Raw genomic sequence first — 19,567 nt, forward strand, 5'->3', positions numbered from 1 at the left:
ATGAGTGACGAAAAAGGAAGTAACAAAAGCAACAATTATTCAGCACAAAATATCCAGGTCCTTGAAGGACTAGAGGCCGTAAGAAAGAGGCCGGCCATGTACATAGGTGATGTTGGTATCAGAGGCCTTCACCACATGGTTTGGGAAGTAGTAGACAACTCCATTGACGAAGCACTGGCAGGCTATTGTGACCTTATCAAGGTGACAATTGAAACTGATAACTCCATTCTTGTCGAAGACAACGGTAGGGGTATTCCCACCGACATCATGGAGAAAGAGCAGAAGTCTGCCCTGGAGGTAGTAATGACTGTGCTCCACGCCGGAGGTAAGTTTGATAAAGACACTTACAAAGTATCAGGTGGTCTTCACGGAGTAGGTGTTTCTTGTGTGAATGCGTTATCGACCCAATTGGTTGCCACAGTCCACAGAAACGGCAAAATTTATCAGCAGGAATTCGCCAAAGGTATACCCCAAACCAAGGTAAGTGAAATTGGCGAAACCGATCAGCGTGGTACTACGATCCATTTCAAGCCCGACGGGAGCATTTTCACGTCGCTGGAATATAACTACGAAACAGTGGCCAGCCGATTGAGGGAATTGTCTTACCTCAATGCCGGTATACACATCACGTTGACTGACAAGCGGAACCTCGATGACAATGGTCTTCCTGTCAGTGACGATTTCCATTCGGAAGGAGGGCTTGCCGAGTTTGTTGAATACCTCGACTCCACAAGGGAGAAGCTTATTCCAGCGCCTATCTATATCGATGGTGAAAAGGGTGATATCCCTGTGCAGGTGGCCATGAACTACAATACCTCTTACTCCGAGAACGTGGTGTCGTATGTCAACAACATCAACACCATTGAAGGAGGTACGCATGTGGCTGGCTTCAGAAGGGCACTGACACGTACATTGAAGGCTTATGCCGACAAGTCGGGGCTTCTCGACAAAGTGAAGATGGAAATTGCCGGCGATGACTTCAGAGAAGGGCTTACAGCCGTTATTTCGGTAAAAGTGGCTGAACCTCAGTTTGAAGGACAAACCAAGACCAAACTTGGTAACTCCGACGTAATGGGCGCTGTTGATACCACTGTTTCAGAGATGCTGCAGTATTATCTGGAAGAGCACCCTAAGGAAGCTAAGATGATTGTTTCTAAGGTGATTCTTGCTGCCCAGGCACGTCATGCAGCTCGCAAGGCCCGTGAGATGGTGCAGCGCAAAAACGTATTGTCAGGCACAGGTCTTCCGGGTAAACTGGCCGACTGTTCTGACAAGGATCCCGCTGTGTGTGAATTGTATCTTGTGGAAGGGGACTCTGCCGGTGGTTCGGCCAAGCAGGGCAGAGACAGGAAGTTCCAGGCCATTTTGCCTTTGAGAGGTAAGATTCTAAATGTCGAAAAAGCACAGGAGCATAGGATATACGACAACGAAGAGATCAAGAACATGATCACAGCGCTTGGCGTGAGCTTTGGCACTGAGGATGATGAGAAAGGTCTCAACATGGAGAAGCTTCGTTATCACAAGGTGATCATTATGACGGATGCGGACATTGACGGAAGTCATATACGTACGCTGATCCTGACATTCTTCTTCCGTTACATGAGAGCCTTGATTGAAAAGGGCTACCTCTACATTGCACTACCGCCTTTGTACCTTTTGAAAAAGGGCAAAGAGGAGCGTTATGCCTGGTCGGAAGACGACAGGATAAGAACTGCCAAAGAAATGGCTGGTGATGGCAAAGAAGATTCTATTGGTTTGCAGCGCTACAAAGGTTTGGGTGAAATGAACCCGGAGCAGTTGTGGACAACAACGATGAACCCTGAGTTCAGGAGCCTGAAGCAAGTGACCATTGAGTCGGCGGCAGAGGCCGATCATCTTTTCAGCATGCTTATGGGCGATGAAGTGGCTCCAAGGCGTGAATTCATTGAAAAGAATGCCAAGTATGCGAAGGTAGATGTTTAAATAATCGAATCGGAAAAGCTAATTTAGGGTTCGACAACATCGAACCCTTTTTTGTTTATAAATACAGACTTACATGAGCGACCTGATCCTTAAAGACCGCTATTCAACACAAATAGATAACAGTCAATACATTAGCCGGGATTTAAGCTGGCTGAAGTTCAACCATCGGGTGCTTGATCAGGCAAAAAAGGAGGGGAGACCCTTGCTAGATAGGCTGAAGTTCCTCGCTATTACGGCTTCCAATGCTGATGAGTTTTTCATGATCAGAATGGGCTCGCTGTATAACTACCTGGACTATGGCAAGGAAAGAGTGGATCTCTCCGGACTCAAGGCAATTCCATTCAAACGCAGACTTTTAAGCGAGTTCAAGATTTTTACGAAAGAGCAGACAGACTACTTTGTGGAGCACCTTTTGCCAGAACTCCCAAAGAATGGTATAAAGATTACCCAGGTAGAAAACCTGCAAAAGAAGGAGCAGGAAAGAGTTAAAAACTACTTTCAAAAAGTGGTCCACCCCATGCTCACTCCAATGGTGTTTGACTCATTTCACACTTTTCCTATCCTGGTCAATAACGTGCTTATTTTTGGTGTGGTTACCAGAAGCAGGGAGGAGCATGAGGAGAAAAGGAAGATGTCTTTTATTCAGATCCCCACCAACCTTCCCAGGTTTTATGAGATAGAACGGAACGATACATTTTATTTCGTGCCGATAGAAGACATTGTCAGAACATATATCGACTCGTTTTTCAAGAACGTCGAAATAATTTCTGAGACCTTATTTAGGGTTACAAGAAATGGTGATTTTACTTTAGAGGAATCGGAGGATTTGGAAGCCAACTTTATCGATGAACTTAAGAGTAAACTAAAAACCAGGAAGACTGGTCGTGTGGTTAGAATTGAGGTAGAAGACAAGTACGACAAGTGGCTCATAAAACAACTCAAGCTGAGATGGGAGCTGGATGAAGAAAACATTATCACTGTTCACAAACCTGGCTTGATGGATTACACCGGCCTCTGGCAGATCGTGAAGCACCCCGAGTTTTCGCACCTCTGCACGCCTATTCCAGCTCCGGTTCAGCCGGTCAGCATCAGTCAGGATGCCGACGAAAATATCTTCAAGATACTGAAGCGCAGGGATATCATGCTTCATCACCCGTACAACTCGTTTGAGCCGCTGATGAACCTGCTTGAAAAGGCAGCAGAGGATCCTCACGTATTGTCGATCAAGCTTACTATTTACCGGCTGGCTAAGAATAGCAGGATTATAGAATCGCTGTTGAATGCGGCTGAAAATGGTAAGCACGTGTCTGTGCTTTTTGAAGTGAAGGCCCGTTTCGATGAAGAAAACAACATGCGTGAAGCAAAGCGCCTGCAAAAGGCGGGGTGCTTTGTGATCTATGGGGTAGGGCTATTAAAAACCCACACGAAGCTAATGCTGATCGTGCGTAAGGAGGGGGAGAAGGTTACCCGCTATGTGCACCTTGCCAGTGGTAACTACAATGAGGCCACCGCTAGATTGTATACCGACGTAGGCATCCTAAGCACTAACGAGGTGTACGCCAGCGACGTGTCGGAGTTCTTTAACGCCATTACCGGGCATTCTTACCCTGAAAAATATGAGAACCTGATCACAGCACCGAGGGAAATGAGAAACTCGTTGATAGAGCTTATTCTCAATGAAGCGAAGAACGCCACCTCAGGCTTACCTAGTGGCATAGTCATCAAAATCAATTCGTTGCAAGACATCGACGTGATCAATGCCCTCTACCAGGCTTCGCAGGCTGGTGTCCAAATAAAGCTGACAGTTCGGGGTATTTGTTGCCTTCGCCCCGGCAGAGCCGGGCTAAGCGAGAATATTGCCGTGAGCTCGATTGTAGGAGAGTATTTGGAGCATTCCCGTATCTTTTACTTCCACAACAATGGCGAACCAAAAGTGTATGCTGGAAGCGCCGATATCATGGTAAGGAGCTTTGATCGCCGCCTGGAATCACTTTTTCTGATTAATGATCCATTCCTTAAAAAGCAAGCCATCAATATTCTGAAGTTCAACCAGAAGGATAACTACAACAAGTATGTGATGCAGGAAGACGGTAGCTACGAAGCTGTTCAACCCGGAGAAAATGAACCGATCTTCAACATCCACAAAGAGTTTTACCGGGTAACGAGGGACATGATCGAGAATGCCAGCCTCTTTTAGGTCAGCTTTTCTTTTCTACGTTAAGTTCAAGGTAGCCAGTGGCAGCATCGGGGAGTCGCTTGAAAACGACTCCTTCAAGCTCTGCCAAGACAATTTCAGCAGTTGTAAAAATCTCGCACCCGTCCATCAGGTGGCCGCCGGTGGTTTTCCCATCACCATCCGACAAAGAGATGTGCAGGTGAATACCATGCCGGGAGAGAGTGCCTGTTAGCGATACAATTTCGTATTTGCCTTCGGTATTTGTGGTTGTATTGCTATTGGCATACCGTATCGCTGCTTTTTTAAGGCTTCCAACACAGGTAATGATTGCGGCAGCATCAACCTTATGCGTCTTAGCCCAGGCCGAAAGCGCTTCTCTAAGCATTTGCCCGGGCGCCAACCTTATCGTGTGAAAGGAAGCTGACTTGGCCTTCATATCGTATTATCTTGAATGATAGTCTGAAGTTGCTCATTGTACTCCTTTAGTCGGGCGAGCAGTCTTTCTTTCGATTTGTCGCTATCGAGCTCTATTTTTTGACCATCGTCAAACTTGATGTACGCCTGGCAGCTTTGCGATTTGAAGTCAAATTTTGCTCCGCTTCGGCTCACCATCCGTTCTGACTCCACTATTTTGTTGATAAAAATTTTCTCGATGCCAGTATAGTCTTTCCAGGTACCGCTTTGAAACCAAAGTAAAGACACAAATTCTTTGTATTGCTTTTGAGAGGTGTCAAGAGACAGCCCATATCTGGCAGTAAGCATAAGTGCTCCTAAAAAAACGGAAGCGGAAGAAACCAGAAAGCCGAACAGGTTGATGTGCTGAGTGAAAAATATGATGGCAAAGACTAAAGCAAGGATGCCAAAGAACCTGAATTGCTTTGGCAGCACATATTCGTGCATGATATTGAGAGGCTCCATGGCACTAAATTTTTCGAATAGATGAAGTTACAATTCAATGGATAACAAAAAAAAAGCCACCTCGTTGGAAGTGGCTTTTATCAATTCGGTTTTGATTTTGTTAGTGTGCGGCTTCAACGGCAGGCTTCTTACCTTTCTGCCAGAAGAAGAAGATGGTGAATGCCACTATCAGGATGCCTGGGAAGAATAACATGGTAGTCAACGTCTCTTGTCCTGCGGCTAATTCCAGCGCATCTCCGGTAAGGCCCTGCGACAACGCTTCAGCTCTGGCATCGTCAATCCATCCGCCAATAATTGGCTGCCAGATAGAGGTAGAAAACATACCCACACCGCCAACGATCGACATACCGAGAGCACCGCTAAGGGGCGCCCGTTGCGCAACTGCTCCAACCATTACTGGCCAGAAATAGCAAACGCCAATGGCAAATATAACGGCTGCAGCGTAAGCCGTAGGGCCGGTAACTGTACTGAATAAGTAGATTCCTATGAAAGTGAAAATAGCTCCTCCAAGTAAAACACCGGTTTGGCCGAGAGCTTTTACAACCGGGCCGGCGAAGAATCGGCCTACTGCCATTACACCTGTGGTTAACGCCAATAACACCATGCCGCTAACGCCACTGCTATTGAGTACAATGTTTACCCACTGCTGAGGACCAAATTCTGAAATGGCTGTAAAGGCCATGAACACAAAGAGGAAAATGTAAACTGGTGAGATCATCGCCTTGAAGTTTTCAGCCAATGAAGACTGGCCTTCAATCTTAGGTTTAGGGAATGTTTGTCCCCAGAAAAGGTAAGCGTAGATAAGTGTGGGGATGATAAGCACCCAAATTTGAGACTGCCAGGTCATGCCTGCGTCGGTCATGAACTTTGAAATAAGGCTACCAATAACAATGCCCCCAGGGAACCACATATGGAACCTGTTTAGCATTTTATTCATCGTTGTACCCGAATAGGAGTCAGCAATCATTGGGTTACATGCTGCTTCAGTACAGCCGTTGCCAAAGCCAATGAAAAGTGTCGAGATGATCAGGGTCCAGTAACCACCTGCATAGATGGTGAGCAGAATTCCTATGGCATGTGATAAGAGGGCCACCTGCATGATAACTTTAGGGCCTACTGAGTAGTAAACCAGCCCCCCAATGATCATGGAGATGGGAAAGCCCAAAAACCACATTGAATTGATGAAGCCAAGTTGTTCGGCAGTCAGGTTGAATTCCTGGCCCAGCTGGGGTAAAATTCCCGCCCGAATCGAAAAGGTGAAGGCAGTAGTGATCAGCGCAAAGCAACTGCCGTAAAATAACCTGTTCTTGTTATCTGTTTCAGACATGTGTAGTGTAGTTTAAGTGGTTCATAGAATTCCCTGAAATTATCATTATTTAATTTTTTTTAATATCCCTTTCACGTAAAAATACTTTTTACTAAATTTATTGTCACAAAAGCTAAATATTATGGAGTTAAGAGCTTTAAGCGACAATAATGTTAGCATGAGCAATGTCTCATCCTACGATTCAAGCCATTTTGATGACCAATATAAGATAAAGATTACTTCGAAGAAGCTTCATTCGGGAAGATGCCAGGTAAAATTTTATGCAAGTATTGCTGATCGCAAACAACTGTATGGCTATGTGCTGGTGAATGCTGAGGAAACACTTAAAAAAGTGATGGAGAGAATCCGTATGCGGCTTGACCGGATGAATACCAGTGATTCATTTCATCACATTAATTTGTACAGCATCGGCAAAAAGGATGCTGACGACCTTAACTTTATTATTTTTGACGCCTGATAACGCTATTGACATGGTTAATATAAACGAGAACATACGTTTTTTGAGAAAGCAGAAAGGGCTGACACAAGAACAGTTTGCTGAAAAAGTAGGCATCAAACGGTCTGTCGTAGGAGCGTACGAGGAGGGGAGAGCATCCCCGCCACTTGAAACACTTCTTAAGATGGCCGAGCTTTTCCAGATCACAGCGGACGATTTTATCAGTAAAAACCTGAGCAAAGGAGAGGAAGCATCGCCGATTGGAGCTGGTGGAAATTCACCCAAGTTCAAAGTGCTGTCTATTACTGTCGATAAAGATGACAATGAGAACATAGAGCTTGTTCCGCAAAAGGCCTCTGCGGGCTATCTGAATGGTTTTGCTGATCCGGAATATATCGAGGAGCTACCACGTTTTCAGCTGCCCGTGTTGCCAAAAAATGCGACCTACAGAGCGTTTGAGATTAGCGGCGATTCCATGCTGCCTCTTGAAAGTGGCACTATTATCATAGGCCAATACCTGGAGAGTTCGAATGATATAAAAAATGGGAAAACCTATGTGTTGGTGACCAGCAAAGAGGGTGTTGTTTACAAGCGGGTATTCAATTACCTCAAGGACAATGGCAAGCTCTATCTGGTATCAGACAATTCTGTTTACACGCCCTATGAAATTCAGGGAAGTGAGGTGCTCGAAATTTGGGAAGCAAAGGCTTTTATTAGCTTCAAATTTCCTGACGATGGAAAATCGTCAGAGTTGAGCCTGGAAAAGCTCACGCAGATAGTGCTGGAGTTGCAACAGGAAGTTGTTAAGCTGAAGGACCGGTAATAAGGTCTTCAAATGCGGCTTCGAGTTTGGTGAGCCATTCTTTCTTTTTGCTGATATGGAGGTTGGTCTTTGACAGGTTGAACCATTGACCACCCCCAATATTCAGGAAGGTATCTCCCTTGGTATTATAGTTTGGTTGCACGTCCTCCGGGTAGTATTCGGCGATGTAAATTTGCTTTAGTACCTTCCCAAGCTTCTCCCAGGGTATTTTTTTGTTGACGACCAGGCCACCCAATCGTTCCTCAATGAAGGCTTCTCTTTTTTCAAATGAGCCTTTCAAAGAAAGCTTTCTTTCGCCCTTCACAAAGTCCATCTCAAGTGGTTTTTCAACCTTAGCAGCTTCAATGCAGGCTTGCTGCAACTCCTGAAGCCAATACTCCCAGCTGCCTGTGTTGGCGGGATATTTTGCCTCATCCCCCGGAAGGGTCACTTTTATTTTGCACCGACTCAGCTTATCGGCCTTGCCACTCCAGGTAGTTTTTTTGATCAGCTCTTCCAACGACTCATTCCACACGCCGGGAAGTGAGCCCGACCAGTTGATGTCATCATCTCCGGTGAACCCTTCATTGAGTATTTCGTCCTCTTCAAGTGCTTCTCTGTCGGTATAGGTGAGTGTAAATGAAACAGCTACACTGTCAGCGGGTGCTAGCTCTGCATGGATATGAAAAGAATATGGGGCAGGGATGTTCTGTGTGAAATAGTCAATGGAGATCGTGTTGGTCATGTAGTAGTGTTTCAAAGGACAAATTTAAGACAAAACTGAATCAACTGTTTTCAATTTGTCGACTTTGCCCGACGATGTTTTTATAAAGTGCTCTAAAATGTAAATGTGCTTCGGGGCATGATAGGCTGGGAGCTTGGCCTTTAAGGTTTCAATTAGACCAGAGACTTCGATATTTTGAGCCGACTCAATGCATAGAACTAACCTTTGGCCCAGTTTTTCGTCAGGCACCCCAGATGTGAAGAACTGTGCGCCGGGCACCACAGCGTCGAGTTCGGAGGCAATGAGTTTGTCCACTTCTTCAGGAAAAATTTTGACACCTCCTGAATTGACAACATTGTCGTAGCGCCCTTTCCATAAAAAGGTGGAAGGACTTGTTAGTTCAACGATGTCATTGGTGGTCACCGGTTGGTTGCCAGTCACCTCACCTGTTATCACAAGGCATCCTCGGTCATCAGTTGCTAGTTCAATGCCGGGCAGCGACGTAAACTCGTCTGAGAGGTCTTCACCATTTAGGTGCTTTAATGCCACGTGGGATATGGTCTCCGTCATGCCGTACGTATGGTACACAGGAGGGGCAGTCGAGGTTAATTTTGTCAGATAGTTTGCCTGAACAGGCGCTCCTCCAATGAGTACGGCACTTGCCTTGTTCAAAATTTGCGGGGCTGCGTCGAGCAAGTTGTATAATTGAAGAGGAACGAGGGACATTAAGCCCAACGAGGGCAGCGCATCAAGCTGATCCATTAACCGGGTGGTCGGAGTAATGATCTGCAAGGGCAGGTCATGAATAAGTGCACGCACCAATTGCATTTTTCCTCCTATGTAGCGGGCATCAATGCAAACCGTAACCGGTGTCTTCTGGGCGATTTTCAGGAAGTTGACTGTTGCCTTAGCGCTGGCGATCATTTGGTTCCTGGTCACTTCAATTTCTTTTGGAATGCCGGTGGATCCTGATGTATGGAGGGTGAACCGATTTGAGCCTGACAGCCATTCTTTGATGAATAGGAGAATTCCCTGTTCGTAGTTGTCGAATGTACTCAAGTCGTCAGCTGATGTCAAATCAACCCTTTTGTCGTTTAGCCAGATGGTGCTATTGTAAATCAATCAGTGAAGGTGTATTAAGTTAATGATCAAATGATGGCAAATAATAGATTTGTTGGACTGAATTTATATTTTTGATTTTCCATCAAATATAAGTTGATAACACTACTAGAACTTGACAGAGTCTGATTTTTTACTGGTTGAGCGGTTACGCAATAAGGAGGAAGGGGCATTTGAGATTGTTTTCAACTCGTTCTACTCGATTCTTTGCAGCTATGCTAACAAATACCTGAATGACCCGGAGTCGGCGGAAGAAATTGTGCAGGACGTATTTGTTAAGTTTTGGGAGAAGTGCGAGTCGCTGGCTCCCGACTCGTCTGTCAAATCTTATCTGTTCAGGTCGGTTCACAACACTTGCCTTAACCACCTGAAGCATTTGAAGGTAAGGGACGCCTACAAGCATTATGTTGTCAACTACCTCGAAAAAGAATCAACCTACGCTTATGGGATTCACGAAGAGCCGGATTTGGAACAAAAGATTGAGGTGGCAATAAGCTCGCTGCCTCCACAGTGTCAGCGAATTTTTAGAATGAGCAGGTTTGACGGGTTGAAATACCAGGAGATAGCCGACCATATTGGCATTTCGGTGAAGACCGTTGAAGTGCAGATGGGTAAGGCACTTAGGTTGCTGCGTGAAAAGCTGAAAGATTTCTTGAAAGACAATTGATTGATGTTTTTTTGAATTAGCCCGGCAAATTTCAGAACTTAGGAAGCTATTGATACATAGCTTGATTCTCTGCTAATGAACCGCATGCACATATGAAATCGTATAGATTTCATTTTTTGTTTTCAATTCTACTGATGGGCTGTTGCTGTACGGTGAGTGCGCAAAGCCAGAAGTCCGTATTGGACAGAGTGATTGACGTTCAGGTTTGGGAGGTAAATCTGGACTCCGCAATTATCAGGGTGTCGGAAGTTTCTGGTATTTTTTTCTCTTACAACGCCGATATCGTACCAATCAAACAGAAATTCACATTAGCTGAGTCCAATAAGTCAGTCAAGTATGTGCTGAGTAAGCTTCTTACCGGCACGGGCCTGGAGTATAAGCTCATCGGAGATCAGATCATTATATTCAAGCCTCAGGTGGCTGTTGAGGAAGCCAAGTTTAAGGAGCATGTGATGCTTTTTGGTACTGTAACTGATGATGCCACCGGCGCTCCAATCGAAGGAGTAAATGTTTTTGTTGCAAAGTCCATGTTGGGGGATGGCACTGATCAGAATGGCTTTTTTAGTATCGATCACCTGCCCTTAGGCACTTATGAGGTCACTTTTTCGCATGTGGCTTATCAGCTGGGAGTAAAAAGGATCAACATTCAGGATACTTCGGACATTGCGTTGCGAATTGCTTTGATTTCGAAACTGGACCAACTTGAAAGCATTGAGATTATCTCCACCAAAGACAAAAGCTGGGAGCGGCACCTTCGGGCATTCCAAACGGCTTTCCTGGGCTCCACACCAAATGCTTCCCGCTGTGTGATTACAAATGACCACGTGCTGGATTTTCAGTACTATGGAAACGATGACCTGCTCATAGGATATGCCAGCGAGCCACTGATTATTGAGAACTGGGCCCTGGGTTATAGGATTTATTATGTACTGGAATTGTTTGAGCAACGGGGAGGCACAACGAGATATGTTGGGAAATCCAGGTTTGAAGAGCTGATCCCTTCTGATGAAGGCGAGCTAAAGAGGTGGAACAAGAACCGCTTGCGGGCCTACCGTGGGTCGTTGGAGCATTTCATCAGGTCGCTAACGGCCAACAGACTGCGAAAAGAAGGGTTTCTTGTTTACAAGGTCTATGATTTACCAACTTCAGGTCCGGTACCTTTTTACGAAGTTACAATCAATAGCATAATGAAAAATGGCTCACATCCCTATGAGAAAAAGCTGTCATTTAAAGACTATCTCCAGGTAATGTATCTTCGGGAGACAGAGCCAATGTCGTACCTTGAGGAAAAGCAGAAGCTTCTTAGTAATAACCTGGCCTCACCAGCTGGGCTAAACTACAGGATGGCGGGAGAGTCAGGAGGAAGCAGGCAGGTGTCTTACTTGCAGCTGAATATTCCCACGGTGTCAGTAGACAAAAGGGGTTTTATTTACGATCCATTGGCGGTGACTACTTTGGGTTATTGGTCATGGGAAAGGTTGGCGGAAAGCCTGCCGATTGAATATGAGCCGGAAACCCGACCTCGCAAATAAGTTTTCTATGTATCTTTGCACGTTTATTGTATAATTGGATAAGGGTCGGGTAAGCAGATAGTGTTACAAGACTAGATATTTCTAATAGGTCGAAAATGATAGAATTGTTGGCTAAGTACCTCTCAGGTAATGCCAGTTTAGAAGAGCAGCAGCAAGTTGAAGAATGGAGAAACGAAAATCAAGAGGAGTTTCTTTCGTTCTCAGAAGCATGGTCTGCTACCGATGTAAAGTCCTTTGATGTTGAGAAGGCGAGAGACTCCGTCATGGGCAGGATTTCCACTCAGAAGAATTTCACAAAACCAAGTGAGCCACGTGGTGGCTTCTCCGTGAAATTATGGGCTGTAGCAGCGTCGGTAATAGTGTTGCTGGGTATAGGCTATTTTCTTTTTATAGGAGGTGGCACTAGCAGCAGCGATGAGATAACCGTTGACGGCTGGGTGGTAGTTGAAACAGACGCTGGTGAGACCAGGGATGTTGAGCTGTCCGACGGATCGGTGGTTTCGATGAGTGACATGTCACGCCTTAGCTATCCCACCCAATTTGCCGAAGAAAGAAGAGTAGTGTTCAATGGAAAGGCATTTTTTGACATTACGCCTGACCCTGACCGTGCTTTTAAAGTAGAAACTGTTGAGGCGATGGTGACTGTTGTTGGTACTTCCTTTCAGGTGAAGACTGAAAGTGAAGCGAAATATTCGGAGGTGATTGTTGAAACTGGTGTGGTGAGTCTGACGAAAAAACCACAACCCAATGTGGCTGAGAGACCGATAAAGGTAGAGTTGTTTCCAGGCGAAACAGGTGTGGTTAGAAGGGAAGGCCAGGGCGTGTCGAAGTCGAAGAACATGAACCAAAACTACCTGGCGTGGAAGACCAATAAGATGGTGTTCAAGCAGACAAGCATGAAGGAGGTAGTGAGTACGCTTAACGAAGTTTACAAAGCCGACATTAAGCTCGCAAATAAGGATATTGGTGATTGCCGACTGACAGCCACTTTTGATGGCAAACCTATCAACGAGGTGATGGAAGTAATCAGTCAGACATTTTCTTTTGAAGTGACTGGTTCTAAGAATAAGTACGAAATAAGCGGGAAAGCCTGTAGGTAGGCTTGTCTGCTAAGAAATAAAAAAGGGTGCGCTCGCACCCTTTTTTTGTTTATGGGAACTTTGGAAATTTCTTGAAGTCAGGTGCTCTCTTTTCGAGAAAAGCATTTTTTCCTTCCTGGGCTTCCTCAGTGAAATAATAGAGCAAAGTTGCATTACCGGCCAGTTCCTGAATGCCAGCCTGCCCATCCAGTTCAGCGTTGAGCCCCATCTTGATCATTCTCAGAGCCATTGGACTGCGCTGCATCATGATTCTGCACCACTCCACTGTAGTTTCCTCCAACTGATCGAGCGGTACCACTTTATTAACCATGCCCATGTCTTCAGCTTCTTTGGCGCTGTATTGCTGACAAAGAAACCAGATCTCACGGGCCTTCTTTTGCCCTACATGGCGGGCCAGGTAGCTCGAGCCAAAGCCAGCATCGAAGCTCCCCACTTTAGGGCCTGTTTGTCCGAAAATAGCATTTTCTGAAGCAATAGTGAGGTCGCAAACCACGTGAAGTACGTGACCACCACCAATGGCGAATCCATTGACCATGGCTACCACAGGCTTAGGCAGTGACCGTATTTTCTTTTGCAGGTCAAGCACATTCAGGCGGGGTACGCCGTCCTTGCCCACATATCCACCAATGCCTTTTACGTTTTGATCGCCACCGCTACAAAATGCCTTGTCGCCTTCCCCCGTAAGCACAACCACGTAAACGTCCGGGTCTTCCCGGCAGTAGTCCATTGCCTCCGACATTTCATTGACTGTTTGCGGTCTGAATGCGTTGCGTACTTCCGGGCGGTTGATAGTTATTTTGGCTATTCCTTCCAGGAATTCAAAGCGAATGTCTTCGTACTCCTTTATCGTTTGCCATTCAAATTTTGATGCCATGTCAGGTGTTTATATGAGATTTGAAATGATTAAAGAACAACTGATTGTTTTCCTTGTTTGTTTCTACTTCAAAGATAGCCCGATTCTCATCTTCCATAAATGAGATCAGCTGGCTATTGAAATCTTCCTCGCCGGTGCTTTTGAAATAGCTAAAACCAAATTCCTCTGCCATTCTTGTGGCACTTCTTGGTTGTTGCGTTTCAAAAAGCTCCTCAAGTTCTGGTTGCTGGGAAGGCCCGGGGATAAGCCGGAAAATCCCGCCTCCGTGATTGTTTAATAGTAAGATCTTGAAATTGGTGGGCAGGTAATTGTGCCAAAAGGCGTTGATGTCGTAGAAGAAAGACACATCCCCTGTAATCAGATAGTTGGGGACAGCACAAGTGAGCGTAATGCCGACTGCGGTGCTGGTGCTGCCATCTATACCGCTGGTGCCTCTGTTCGCATGCACAGAAATATTATTTTGCTGGGAACTGAGGCCTACAAAATTGGCATATCTCACCGCCATGCTATTGGCAAGGTGCAATTTGGCTTCTCCTGAAATGCTTTTGATAAACCTGTATGCTGCTTGAAATTCGTTGAAAGGTTGGTGAGTAAAAATGCTGTTAAAATTCTCCTTCACTTTCTCATCGAGGCTTCTCCAGCTTTCCATGAATTCCTGCGATTTTGGAGTAACACCCGTGTCAAGTAGTTGTTTGAAAAAGTGAGTGGGACTCATCCTGACAATTCTTGTAAGCGATTGCATCGGATCCGGAATGTGGCCAGCCTGGGCAATATGCCAATGGGCGCTGGCCCGGTGCTGCCTGAGAAACAGTTTGAGATTTTTGCTGATCACTGATTGCCCTAAAGTGATCAGAAGGTCAGGCTTTAAACTAGCAGAGGCTTTTGGTAAAAAAGCATCCGAATGCCTGATAGTGCCTGCAAAGCCATGCAGGTTGGCAATGATGTCGGCTACGACAGGAATATTGAGCTTAAGCGATACAATCGAAAGAGCGTCGATAAGCGACTTGTCGGGTTTGTGCTGCCCAACGACTATGACAATTTTGGCAGGCTGGTTTAGTTCTTCTGATAGGCGCAAAAGTGTGTCTTTGCCTGGAGAGTTTTCAAATGCCGGTTCGTCTATGAGCTTTATGGCCTTGTCAAAGACCAATTTTTCGCCTTTTTCCGGATAGAAAGGCTCCCTCAAAGGGACATTGATATGAACCGGGCCATTCTCGAGCGAGCTGCAGCAGTTGATAGCCTCGTTCACCAAGCGATGCGAGAACCATAAGGCATCCTTATGTTCGAAACTGTCAGGGAAACTGAAAGACTTTTTTATATGAGGCTCAAATATTGCCTTCTGATTGATTGTTTGGCCATCCCATTGTTCCAGCCATTCTGGTGGTCGGTCAGCTGTTAGCACCAGCAAGGGGATGTTTCGGTAATAAGCCTCAGTGACCGCTGGAGCATAGTTCAGTACAGCGGTGCCCGATGTGCAGATAAGTATCGTTGGAGTTTCTGTCCTTTCAGCCATGCCCAATGCGATAAACGCAGCTGCCCGCTCATCGGGGATTGTGTATATGTTGAAGTCGCCATGCCGGTTGAAGGCCAGCGTAAGGGGTGCACATCGTGACCCGGGAGAAAGCACAACATTACGCAGTCCTTTCAGGTAACAAATGCTGGCTATATCGTTTATTGCTTTGATTACCATGTTTGCGGCTTAGAACAGGCACATAAGCGTTTGAAGTTTCAGGTCGGTTTCTTCAAATTCTTTTTCCGCTATCGAATCTTCGGTAACTCCAGCTCCCGCAAATAACCTGGCCCTGTTTGAAAGTAGCTTCATGGATCGTAAGTTAACATAAAGCTGGGTGCTACCCTGCATATTCACAGGCCCCAGATAGCCTGTGTAAAACTCCCTGTCGAAGCCTTCAAACTCCTTGAGGAACTGTAACGATGGCTCAAGAGGCATGCCACATACAGCCGAAGTGGGGTGAAGTAAATCCAGCATTACACTGCCCAGCTGTGGAAAATTGACAGCTTCCATGTCCACGTAGAACTCCGTTTTGAGGTGCGCCATATTACCTGCTTTGATAGATTTAGGGCCCTTTTCTTCATACTCCCTCAATCGTATTTTTTTAAAGCAGTTGATAATGTACCGGCAAACCAAAGCTTGTTCTTCAATTTCTTTTTGTGTCCAGGCCACCTGGGATAGGTCGCCTGATTCGGGAATCCTTTGCGTGCCAGCCAAAGCCACGCTCTTAAACCACCTGCCATCCACTATGCTGAGCAAAAGCTCGGGAGTGGCTCCCATCCATATACCAACCCCTGGAATGCCAAAAACATAGACGAAGGCGTTGGGGTATAGCTGGTGAAGCTTTTCAAAAGCGGATATAAAGTCCCAGCCTGGCGGGTATGGAACGTCTGTATACCGGGAAGGCACCACTTTATTAAAAACTTCTGCTTTGATGTTCTCTTTTGCCTTGTTTACAATGTCAATAAAGTTGCCTTTTTGGCTGGCAGCTACCATGTCAGTTGCCGGAAAGTATGCCTCAAGTAATGCTGGCCGCAGGGGTTCAAATGTGCCCCGGATAAACGAGTCAGTTTGCTCATTACTTACGCCAACGGCCGGATTTACCTGGAAACCTGAACTGTTGTCGGTCGGGGCAAATACAAGATCCGCATTGATTTTGATATTTTTTTTTCTACCCTCGTTCAGGAAGGGGCTTACAGCAAAACCAGGGCTTGCTTCTTCTAAGTCTCCCTTGTCTGTTGACGGTTGCTCGCCCAGATCAACGATACCGAGGAGTTGGGGTTGACCTTGTTTTTTCCAAAAAGCGAACGATTTCTTCCCATTAATGGCTCCCGAAATGATCTCCCTGATGTGAAGCTCTCTGATCTCTGTTTCCGTACTGCTCTTCTCCTTCAAAAAAGTGGTCGTTTATGAATGGTGTCGAAATTTAGCACTGAATGAATTACCCGCAAAACAGGCTGTTGAATTTAAAAGTTTAAAAACGGACATATTTATCGTTTACTTGTAGTTTTGTGACTCATTTGACAATATTGGTGTGAAGCAGTTATATATCGTTAGACATGGTGAAACCCAGTTTAACAGGGAGAAAAAGGTTCAGGGAAGAGGAGTAAATGCGCCTTTGAACCAAACAGGGCAGGAGCAAGCCAGGGCATTTTTTAACCACTACAAAGACGAAAAGTTCAATAAGGTGTACGTGTCGTCGCTGATCCGTACCTACCAGTCAGTGGAGTCATTCATAAACCAGGGCATCCCCCACGAGAGACTTGAAGGGCTGGATGAGATTAGCTGGGGTAACAAAGAGGGGCTGGCCTTTGAGCCGGACATCCATAGCCATTATCTGACGACGCTTGAGGCGTGGCAGCGAGGTGAGCTGGATCAGCGGATAGATGGGGGAGAGTCGCCCATAGAGGTCATGGAAAGGCAGAAGCTGGCTATGAAATATATTCTGAGCAAACCAGATGAAGAAAAAGTGCTGATTTGTATGCACGGAAGAGCTATTCGGATTCTTGTGTGCTGGATGCTCGGTTATCCGCTTCAGCTAATGGAGAGCTTTGGCCATTCTAACCTTGGTTTGTACGTTTTCAACTATACCGGGGGGCAGCTTTCGATGGTCACAGCCAACGATGTCAGCCATCTTGAAGGCGTGGAATTAATCTGAAGTCAGCCGGGCTAGCTCCCTTTCAGCGCTGGAGTCTATGCTGGCTTTGTAAGGGTGGTTCTCGAAGTCCATTGCTTTTTCAAAATACCCCTTTGCTTCTTTGTCGTTTCCGGCGCTCTTCATAATGAGTCCAAGTTGCAAGGCGGCATTAGCGCCCATGTACCAGGGTTGCCGTTCGGCGAGTTTCAAAGCATGTTGGTAATGAGGAATAGCTGATTGGTCTTTTCCCTGCAAATGATTGAGCCTCGCCAAACGATAATAGTACTCGCATAGCCATTTTCCATCAAGTTCCGATGGGTTTACAATAGATAGTTGTCGCTTTGCCTCTTCCCAATAGCCTCCGTCGGTTAAAAGCCTTGTCTTCAGCAGTGGGATTGGATATTGGTTTATTTCTGTAAGGAACACATCCGCATTTTTGTCCGGTTCAGTCGTGCTTCGCTCCATTTTTGACGCTTTTTCACTCCATGTGCTTGCGCTGCGTGTGTCGCCTTCCAGGTAATACGAGGCAGCTATTTTGGCCATCGCATCTTTCTTGAAGTTATCTCCGCTATACGATTGGATAAACATTTTGTAGTGCTCCCGGGCTTTATCCAAATCCATTTTTTCGAGATACAGGTCTCCAAAAAGGTAGTTAACCGGAGTGAGTGATTTTTGCTGATCCGCCGGGATTTTCGATAAAGTGGTCAGCGCTTGTTCACCTTTGTGCGCTTTATTAAGAGAAGTGGCCAGCATAAACCGGGCAAGCGTGCTATTGGGTTGCTTTTCCAGGATTTGCGAAAACAGGGCGCTTGCTTTTACTGGTTCATGAAGCGGGTAGGCATAGAAGTATCCAAGGATGATCAGGGCCTCATCTGCCATGGGACTGCTACTGGACGAAAGGCTTTTTAGCTGCTCAATTCCCGTGGCTACCTTACCCTGAAGGCCAATCAACCGGACGGCCCATTCGTACTTTTCGGGTGTCAGGCCAATGAGGATGTTGATGACACCAGCCGACTTTAAGAATGGGAGAATTTTGTCATCACGGTTTTGAAGTTCATCTATTTGGCTGTGCGCCTGCAATAAACTGTATAGCCCCGACAGGTAGTCCCCAAATTTGATTTTAAACATCGCCTCCTGCAATTTCATGTCTGCCAGATAAAACGCCTTTTGGGCATTTCCTTCTGGCAATTCCTCTATCCATGCTCTTCTCTTTGGGAGATTGCCGAGATAGCTTTCGTAAAAGCCGTTATCTTCAGTGTAGATCATTTGAAGAAAGTCGCTGAGGTTAAGGAGGTAGGCTTTTTCCGGAGAATTGGGGAGAGTTGCCAGGAGAGTCTTGGCCTCAGAAAGCCTGTATTGTAGAATTAGGTCATGCGTTTCTACCACGGAAGGTTGCCAGCCAAGGTCTGTTTGCATGGCAGAGGCTTGAAAAAATGGCAGGAGCGCAAACAAAAACAGGCGAGCCTTGAGACTCACCTGTTTATATGGGATACAAACGAATGCCAAGAAATTACTTTCTCGTCCGTTTTGTTGTTTTGCCTTTTGTGTCTTCTTCTTCAATCTCGTCATCAACTCCTGCTAATATACGACCGCAGTGCTCACATACGATGAGTTTTTTCTTCTCTCTGATGTCAGCTTGTCTTTGAGGAGGAACAATGTTGAAACACCCACCACATGCGCCTCTGCGCACAGGAACAACCGCCAAGCCGTTTACTGCGTTAGCCCTTGTTTTGTCGTAGGATTTGAGCAAACGCTCTTCGATCTTCGCTGCTGCGGCTTCTCGCTTTTTGCTAAGCGCTTTTTCGTCGTCTTCGCTCTCTTTCACGATGACATCAAGCTCTTTTTTCTTGCTTTCAAGGTCTTTGCTGCGCTCGCTTAGAACGTCCTTCGTTCCTTGTATTTCTTCTTTTTTGGTATCGATCTTTACGTAAGCCTCTTTGATCCTTTTTTCAAGAATTTGTATTTCAAGCTGCTGTAATTCAATCTCCTTGGTGATTGCGTCGTACTCACGATTGTTGCGGACATTCATTTGCTGCTCACCGTACTTTTTGATGAGTTTTTCTGCGTCCTTAATTGCGGTCTTGTTGTCTGAAATAGAGCCTTCAAGTTCTTCCAAATCCTGGTTGAACTTCTGAACCCTGGTCTCATAACCGGCAATTTCATCCTCAAGGTCCATCACTTCTTCTGGAAGTGCTCCCCTGATTTTTTTTATTTCGTCGAGGTTGGAATCAATTTCTTGGAGGTTGCTGAGCGATTCTAATTTTTGTGCTACGGTGCTTTCCATTC

18 protein-coding genes are annotated in these 19,567 nt (G+C 45.8%); 8 read left to right on the top strand and 10 right to left on the bottom strand.

Features of this window, described 5'->3' with window-relative positions; translation table 11 throughout:
• Both gyrB and ppk1 read left to right on the top strand, forming a co-directional pair.
• The gene (gene gyrB, locus RT717_RS08475; protein WP_317491305.1) at nt 1-1,962 is read left to right on the top strand and encodes a DNA topoisomerase (ATP-hydrolyzing) subunit B; all 1,962 of its coding nucleotides are present in this window, start codon (nt 1-3) and stop codon (nt 1,960-1,962) included.
• A 73-nt stretch (nt 1,963-2,035) separates the two neighbouring features.
• Nucleotides 2,036-4,159: a polyphosphate kinase 1 gene (gene ppk1, locus RT717_RS08480; RefSeq protein ID WP_317491306.1), complete on the top strand. Its 2,124-nt coding sequence runs from the start codon at nt 2,036-2,038 to the stop codon at nt 4,157-4,159.
• A 1-nt stretch (nt 4,160) separates the two neighbouring features.
• On the opposite strand, the gene RT717_RS08485 is transcribed toward ppk1, so the two are convergent.
• The 3 genes from RT717_RS08485 to RT717_RS08495 form a co-directional block, all read right to left on the bottom strand.
• Nucleotides 4,161-4,574, bottom strand: coding sequence for a PPC domain-containing DNA-binding protein (locus tag RT717_RS08485; RefSeq protein WP_317491307.1), 414 nt, complete (start codon nt 4,572-4,574; stop codon nt 4,161-4,163).
• Nucleotides 4,571-5,056 carry a hypothetical protein gene (locus tag RT717_RS08490; protein ID WP_317491308.1) on the bottom strand — a complete coding sequence of 162 codons (486 nt, stop codon included), beginning with the start codon at nt 5,054-5,056 and terminating at the stop codon, nt 4,571-4,573. The genes RT717_RS08485 and RT717_RS08490 overlap by 4 nt, the downstream gene beginning before the upstream one ends.
• A gap of 100 nt (nt 5,057-5,156) precedes the next feature.
• A complete protein-coding gene (locus tag RT717_RS08495) occupies nt 5,157-6,383 on the bottom strand; it encodes an MFS transporter (protein WP_317491309.1) in 1,227 nt (408 codons plus the stop codon).
• A 121-nt stretch (nt 6,384-6,504) separates the two neighbouring features.
• On the opposite strand from RT717_RS08495, the gene RT717_RS08500 reads away from it, so the two are divergent.
• Entirely contained in the window at nt 6,505-6,840 is a 336-nt protein-coding gene (locus tag RT717_RS08500) for a hypothetical protein (RefSeq protein WP_317491310.1), read from the top strand.
• 13 nt (nt 6,841-6,853) lie between these two features.
• A complete protein-coding gene (locus tag RT717_RS08505; protein ID WP_317491311.1) occupies nt 6,854-7,642 on the top strand; it encodes an XRE family transcriptional regulator in 789 nt (262 codons plus the stop codon).
• Here RT717_RS08505 and RT717_RS08510 read toward each other — a convergent pair.
• Both RT717_RS08510 and RT717_RS08515 read right to left on the bottom strand, forming a co-directional pair.
• A complete protein-coding gene (locus RT717_RS08510) occupies nt 7,623-8,381 on the bottom strand; it encodes a hypothetical protein (protein WP_317491312.1) in 759 nt (252 codons plus the stop codon). The genes RT717_RS08505 and RT717_RS08510 overlap by 20 nt on opposite strands.
• Nucleotides 8,382-8,390: 9 nt before the next feature.
• On the bottom strand, nt 8,391-9,467 hold the full coding sequence (locus RT717_RS08515; protein ID WP_317491313.1) for an AMP-binding protein: 1,077 nt from the start codon (nt 9,465-9,467) through the stop codon (nt 8,391-8,393).
• A gap of 112 nt (nt 9,468-9,579) precedes the next feature.
• Between RT717_RS08515 and RT717_RS08520 the strand changes: the two genes are divergently transcribed.
• From RT717_RS08520 to RT717_RS08530, 3 genes are all read left to right on the top strand, one after another.
• Nucleotides 9,580-10,131: an RNA polymerase sigma-70 factor gene (locus tag RT717_RS08520; RefSeq protein WP_317491314.1), complete on the top strand. Its 552-nt coding sequence runs from the start codon at nt 9,580-9,582 to the stop codon at nt 10,129-10,131.
• 92 nt (nt 10,132-10,223) lie between these two features.
• Nucleotides 10,224-11,663 carry a carboxypeptidase-like regulatory domain-containing protein gene (locus RT717_RS08525; RefSeq protein WP_317491315.1) on the top strand — a complete coding sequence of 480 codons (1,440 nt, stop codon included), beginning with the start codon at nt 10,224-10,226 and terminating at the stop codon, nt 11,661-11,663.
• A gap of 95 nt (nt 11,664-11,758) precedes the next feature.
• On the top strand, nt 11,759-12,763 hold the full coding sequence (locus RT717_RS08530) for a FecR family protein (protein ID WP_317491316.1): 1,005 nt from the start codon (nt 11,759-11,761) through the stop codon (nt 12,761-12,763).
• A 49-nt stretch (nt 12,764-12,812) separates the two neighbouring features.
• Here RT717_RS08530 and menB read toward each other — a convergent pair whose 3' ends face one another.
• Genes menB through RT717_RS08545 form a run of 3 tightly spaced genes read right to left on the bottom strand, consistent with a single transcriptional unit; the run spans nt 12,813 to nt 16,539 of the window.
• The gene (menB, locus tag RT717_RS08535; RefSeq protein ID WP_317491317.1) at nt 12,813-13,637 is read right to left on the bottom strand and encodes a 1,4-dihydroxy-2-naphthoyl-CoA synthase; all 825 of its coding nucleotides are present in this window, start codon (nt 13,635-13,637) and stop codon (nt 12,813-12,815) included.
• A 1-nt stretch (nt 13,638) separates the two neighbouring features.
• On the bottom strand, nt 13,639-15,324 hold the full coding sequence (gene menD / locus RT717_RS08540; protein WP_317491318.1) for a 2-succinyl-5-enolpyruvyl-6-hydroxy-3-cyclohexene-1-carboxylic-acid synthase: 1,686 nt from the start codon (nt 15,322-15,324) through the stop codon (nt 13,639-13,641).
• Nucleotides 15,325-15,333: 9 nt separating this feature from the next.
• Nucleotides 15,334-16,539, bottom strand: a complete 1,206-nt coding sequence (locus RT717_RS08545) for a chorismate-binding protein (protein WP_317491319.1) — start codon at nt 16,537-16,539, stop codon at nt 15,334-15,336.
• Nucleotides 16,540-16,678: 139 nt separating this feature from the next.
• Between RT717_RS08545 and RT717_RS08550 the strand changes: the two genes are divergently transcribed.
• On the top strand, nt 16,679-17,302 hold the full coding sequence (locus RT717_RS08550; protein WP_317491320.1) for a histidine phosphatase family protein: 624 nt from the start codon (nt 16,679-16,681) through the stop codon (nt 17,300-17,302).
• Here the strand turns inward: RT717_RS08550 and RT717_RS08555 are convergent.
• Together RT717_RS08555 and RT717_RS08560 are read right to left on the bottom strand one after the other, a co-directional pair.
• Nucleotides 17,294-18,697: a tetratricopeptide repeat protein gene (locus RT717_RS08555; RefSeq protein WP_317491321.1), complete on the bottom strand. Its 1,404-nt coding sequence runs from the start codon at nt 18,695-18,697 to the stop codon at nt 17,294-17,296. The two genes, RT717_RS08550 and RT717_RS08555, sit on opposite strands and share 9 nt — an antisense overlap.
• A gap of 94 nt (nt 18,698-18,791) precedes the next feature.
• The gene (locus tag RT717_RS08560; protein WP_152000890.1) at nt 18,792-19,565 is read right to left on the bottom strand and encodes a zinc ribbon domain-containing protein; all 774 of its coding nucleotides are present in this window, start codon (nt 19,563-19,565) and stop codon (nt 18,792-18,794) included.
• Nucleotides 19,566-19,567 lie beyond the last annotated feature (2 nt).

Source organism: Imperialibacter roseus, from assembly GCF_032999765.1.
Classification (GTDB): Bacteria; Bacteroidota; Bacteroidia; order Cytophagales; family Cyclobacteriaceae; genus Imperialibacter; species Imperialibacter roseus.